The organism is Syntrophomonas sp. UBA1041, from assembly GCF_002316705.1.
In the GTDB taxonomy this organism is placed as follows: domain Bacteria; phylum Bacillota; class Syntrophomonadia; order Syntrophomonadales; family Syntrophomonadaceae; genus DTU019.
The window spans coordinates 88,307-93,929 of the sequence record NZ_DCEA01000053.1 but is presented as its reverse complement, the minus strand read 5'-3'; the positions used below and the strand labels follow the sequence as shown (position 1 = coordinate 93,929).

5 protein-coding genes are annotated in these 5,623 nt (G+C 49.1%); all 5 read left to right on the top strand.

What is annotated here, in order from left to right; translation table 11 throughout:
* A partial coding sequence (locus B2633_RS08085; protein WP_483170093.1) for a calcium-binding protein occupies nt 1-873 on the top strand: 873 nt, incomplete at its 5' end.
* A 209-nt stretch (nt 874-1,082) separates the two neighbouring features.
* The gene (locus B2633_RS08080) at nt 1,083-1,904 is read left to right on the top strand and encodes a VanW family protein (RefSeq protein WP_483170091.1); all 822 of its coding nucleotides are present in this window, start codon (nt 1,083-1,085) and stop codon (nt 1,902-1,904) included.
* Between the two features lie 104 nt (nt 1,905-2,008).
* Entirely contained in the window at nt 2,009-2,836 is an 828-nt protein-coding gene (locus B2633_RS08075; RefSeq protein WP_483170090.1) for a metallophosphoesterase, read from the top strand.
* Nucleotides 2,837-3,010: 174 nt separating this feature from the next.
* A complete protein-coding gene (locus B2633_RS08070; protein ID WP_481039399.1) occupies nt 3,011-3,556 on the top strand; it encodes a glycoside hydrolase family 73 protein in 546 nt (181 codons plus the stop codon).
* A gap of 193 nt (nt 3,557-3,749) precedes the next feature.
* A partial coding sequence (locus B2633_RS08065) for a PdaC/SigV domain-containing protein (protein ID WP_483170089.1) occupies nt 3,750-5,623 on the top strand: 1,874 nt, incomplete at its 3' end.

Below are 5,623 nucleotides of genomic sequence, written 5' to 3'. Positions count from 1 at the left end.
GGGATCACCGCGGGTGAGATAGATGCGGTGCGAACGGGGGCCAATCTGGAACTGCGCTTGATTGGAACGGAAGAGAAACTGGTGGTCAATAGGTATTTTGACAGCAGCAGCTACCGAATCGAGAAGATCCAGTTCGCTGATGGAAACGAGTGGGATTACGAATACATCAAGAGCGCAGTGGTGAAAGTGAGCGAAGAGAACGACACCGTGTATGGTTTTGACGAAGATGAAGCCATTGGCACCCTGGGCGGTGATGACATCGTGTACAGCTATGGCGGGAACGACACCATAGACGGAGGTCTGGGGAACGATAAACTCTATGGCGGCGTGGGAGACGATATATTGTCGGGCAGCGAAGGCGAAGACAAGTTGTACGGAGAAGACGGCAACGACACTCTGTATGGAGGAGCGGGAGCCGACAGCCTATATGGCAGCAACGGCAATGACATTTTGGACGGTAGCGAAGGGAACGACTATCTGGAGGGAGGAAAAGGCAACGACACCTACGTATTTAACGGTGCTTTTGGTCAAGATATTATAAACAATGGTACCGCAACGGCAACTGATCTTGATAAGGCGATATTTTCGTATGATCCTGAACTATTGATATTCAGCAGAATACAAAACAATATGAAGATTCAGGTAGTAGGACAGACGGAGAGTGTATTGGTTCAGAATTGGTATACCAATGCCAATGCCAAGCTGGATAGCCTTGAAACATTGGGAGGCTGCCAACTGGTGAGCAGTCAAGTTGATCAATTGATTCAAGCTATGGCGACTTTTACAACTCAGACAGGTCTTACCTGGGAACAAGCAGCGCAGCAGAATAATCAGCAATATACCGAACTGTTAGCAACATATTATCAGTATTAATGGATGAACCCTTCTGTATAATATCTGTAGATGTGAGTCAAAAAGTGAAAGAATGTGCAGTCAACAGCGTACAATAGACAGCTTCACCTGCCCGGCGAAAAATCCTGTCCCCCCCTTTTGCGAACGGGATGAGGCCGGTACTGCGGTTTTAAGCGTTATGTTATTTGACAGTAGAAAAATTTTAGAGTCGGGGCGAAAAAGGTACGAAAATGAACCAATCAATTGCCAAGCCAATCGTTCCCACACAAAGATCGCCGCTGCGCCTGGCCCTGGGCCGGGCGTTTTTCACCGGGCGAAGATACCTGCAGTGGCTGCTCCCGAATAAGCGCTATGCCAGTGCAATTGATGCCGGCTGCCCGCTTGCGTATAAGATCGCCGGCCACCAAACCCCGCTCCTAAGACAGCTCAGGGAAGTTGACATGCGGCTGCAGTATAATAAGATCACCAATCTGCGCCTGGCAGCTTCTCGCCTGAACGGGCTGATTCTGCAGCCTGGTGAGACTTTCTCTTTCTGGAGATCAGTGGGAAGGCCCACCCGCCGCAAAGGATATCTGGATGGCATGGTCTTGAGCAACGGTGCGGTTTGTTCAGGAACCGGCGGGGGACTGTGCCAGTTATCCAATCTGATCTATTGGATGACTCTCTTCACCCCGCTGACAGTCACCGAACGCTGGAGGCACAACTATGATGTGTTTCCTGACAGCGACCGCACCCAGCCATTCGGCAGCGGGGCTACGGTGGTCTATAATTACGTTGATCTGCAGATAACCAATAATACCGGGTTGCCTTACCAGTTGCTGATAAGGCTCGATGATCAGAATCTTTACGGAGAATGGCGCAGCCGCCGACCGCTTGAGGTGCGATACCAGGTCTATGAAAGGGAGCATATTATAAATGCCGAGTGGTGGGGCGGTTATACCCGCAGCAATGTGCTGGCGCGAAAGATTTATAACCCGGGCGGCGAGGAAATCGGCGATGAGGTTATTTGCGCCAATCAAGCCGTCATGATGTACCAGCCTGTGCTTCCTTGACAGCCGCGCCAAATGGATCGCCAAGAGCGTATGCAAGGCGGTTTTCATTTGATTGCTTATTATAAAGATAATGACTTAAGAATAAAGGGATATTTTTTATGAGGATGAGGAGACTTGCAGTCGCCGGCCTGCTGGCTATATTCTTATTTGCGGCTTTCTATAATGGGCTGGTGGTTAGGGAATACACTGTCCATACCGATAAATTAAACGCGGACGAGTCTGTAAGAATAGTCCTGATCGCTGATTTGCATAATCATATTTATGGCGAAGGGCAATCTAAACTGGTTGAGTTGATTAGAAATCAGAATCCCGATATTATAGCTCTGGCAGGAGACATAGCTGATGATGAGGCGCCTCTTCAAGGCACTGAAATGCTTCTGCAGGGAATAAAGGGAATTGCCCCGGTTTATTACGTGTCCGGCAACCATGAGTACTGGTCCAATGATATCAGACGTATCAAAGATGCCATTCGCCAATATGACGTTGCCGTTCTTGAAAACAGTTACGACACAATTACCGTCAATAGCTCAGCGATTATTATCGCTGGGGTTGACGACCCGGAAGTTGTTAAGGATGAGAAGCCGGGATCTGATTGGGAGGAGGCGTTTTTCAGCGCATTCTCCGGGCTGCGCAATGAACCTGAATGCTATAAAGTGCTTTTGTCACACCGCCCTGAGCTGGTAGAAATCTATCAAGCAAGCGCTTTTGACCTGGTGTTGTCGGGGCATGCCCATGGGGGCCAGGTCAGGATTCCATTCATGCTGAATGGGCTTTATTCGCCCAATCAAGGCTGGTTTCCGAAATATGCCGGGGGAATGTATGATCATGGTTCTCTGACCCACATCGTGAGCCGTGGACTTTCTTTCAACCCCCGTTTGCCGCGCGTATTCAACCCGCCCGAAGTGGTGGTGATAGATATTAAAGGCATGTGAAATGCCACGTGCCGCGGAAGAGCAGAAGGCCTCTCCTCTATTCAGTGCCATCGCTAAAACGAGCCGGAACCTTGAAGTTTTCCACCTGTGTTTATATAGGGTGACCAAACGGTATGAGCAGCAATAGATTATTATGGCGACCTATTTATTATCTTGGTGGAAGAAGGCGGATAAATGCCCAACCGTGATTTCATTGCATGGGTGCTCGAAGATGCGGTACAGATACAGAAGAAACATAATCTGCCGGCGGCGGTAATTACGGCTCAGGCCTGCCTGGAAACCGGGTATGGAAAACACATAATCACCGATATGCACACCGGGCAATTCAGCTACAATCTTTTCAATATCAAAGGCGAGGGTCCTGCCGGCAGCGTGCTTATAACCACAACGGAGTATGTTAGAGGCCGAAAAACCAGAGTGCAGCACCGTTTCCGAGCTTACCACAATTATGAGGAAAGCTTCGAAGATCTGGCGGAGTTGATGGCCCTGGAACGCTATAAGCCCTGCCGGGAAGCGGCCGGTGATCCGGATGAATATGCCCGGCAGCTTAAGATATGCGGATATGCCACCGATCCTCAATACCATACCAAACTAATCAGGATTATGAACAGCTACAACCTGAAGGAAAGGGCCCGGGAGATGATGTCAGACTGGCAATTGCAGTACGTCATAAGGAAAGATGAGAAAAGGCTTATCATGCGCTGGTCAAAATCAAGCTGATAAAATACCCTCATATTGCTTCTGACCACTCTGCATGCCCCGGCAATTAAGCCGCGATTCATTTATATGCCGTCCTCGCATGGTTTTAGACAGCAGGACGAAATTATAAAAATTATTAACCTTTCAGTATTGTAAGATACCTATTCCCTCCTCGTAACAATAAATGAAGAAAAACGAGAGGCAGGGTGAAGCTATGAAAAAGCTGGTTTGTTATCTGGTGCTGGCAGTGTTCCTGTTGTCTCCGGCCGGAACGGCCAGTGCTAAATTATTTTCCGGGACTTTTGCGGATATCCAGGGCCACTGGGCTGAAAGTGAAATCGAAGCTGCCTATAGCCAGGGTTTAATGCTGGGTACCGGGGTGAATGAGTTTGGTTATAAAACGTTTTCGCCGGAAGAAAAAGTAAACCGTTTCCAACTGGCGGCTGTTTTAGCCCGGGCTTTTGAGTTGGACTACGGGAATATGCGATTTATGCAGGAGCCCGAGACCAGCGATTATTACTATGATTTGCGGGAAGAGGCATGGTACAGTCAGGCGGTGGTTCTGGGCGCAGTCAACCACCTGTTTCCCCCGCAGGGTAGTTTTGCGGGGGAAGAAAATGTCAGCAGGATTGAGGTTGCCAGGAGTATCTACAATGCTTTTCAGGCCCGGGGAATCACCATACCCATGATCATGCTGATGCCGTTGTACGATGATACCGCCCAGCTTTCCCGGGACGATGCCAATGCTATGGTATTTGTAAGCAACACCGGCATCATGAAGGGGAACGACAATCTTTTCCGGCCCTATGACCCTATCAAGCGGGCTGAACTGGCCCGGGTCTTGAATCAGTGTGTAAAACTTATTGAAATGAATCCTGTGCAGGCCGGCCCGGTTTCTGTAGTTAAGCTGGAGTGCAAAGAAGTGAAAAGCGAATCGCCGCTTATAAACATAGATCTAAATATTCCTGTCATTACCGGTCTGCAGGATAAAGAGATACAAGCCCGTTTGAATGAAGTTATGGAAAATGACGCCCGGCAGCGGCAGGAAGCTATGGAACAACAAGCCCAGCTTGATTCTGATTTTATACTGGCTGAGCCGCTCCACACCTACGGGATTGCGAGCCGGTTTAATCAGTATTATGTAACCCGGGACATATTGAGTTTCTATGTGGATTATTACACTTATACCGGAGGGGCCCATGGCATGACCGATCGTGTGGCCTATAATTTCGATTTAAATACCGGTCAGGAACTGGCCTTAAGCGATCTATTCGCCCCTGACTCCAATCATATAGAAATGATTAATGAGCGGGTAAGGTCCATAATTGCGCTTAATCCGGAAGAGTATTTTGAAGGGGAACATGGGTTTCAGGGCATAAATGAGGAGCAGCGTTTTTACCTGGAGAACGGGAACCTCATCGTATATTTCCTGCAGTATGAAATTGCTCCGTATGCCGCCGGAATAAGGACGTTTCCTGTCGCCCTCCCATCCGCCCCAGACCAACAGGCTGACAGCGATGAGGCTGCAGTTATGAAACTGGTTAGTGACTTCGGCAGTAAACTGAAAAATGTCTCACTGCTGGCCCCTGCGGAGGCGGTGAAAAACAGCCTACAGGAAAACTATGGCGGTTTAGCATCCCCCGCACTTCTGGCCAAGTGGCAAAATGACCCTGACAATGCTCCGGGCCGGGCGGCTTCGAGTCCCTGGCCGGAGCGTATAGATATTACCGTTGTGGAGAAGCTGTCAGATTCCAGCTACGAGATTAAGGGCGAAATTATAACCATGACCAGCGTGGAGATGGTTAACGGCGGTGTGGCCGGCAAAAAGCCGGTTATTCTGGAAGCAGAGAAAATCGATAACCGCTGGCTTATTACTTCATATGAATATGAGGATGCAGCCGTGTACAGCAATGGGGAATACGGTTTTACTTTTTCCTTGCCGGAGAGCTGGCAGGGCTATTCGATAATAGCGGAAAACTGGGAAGGTATCGATCCTGAAAGTTCCACCAAAGAAAATGGCCCGCTGATTTCCATCAGACATCCTCAATGGACGGAGCAGAACCCGCGCCAGGATATTCCCATTATGGT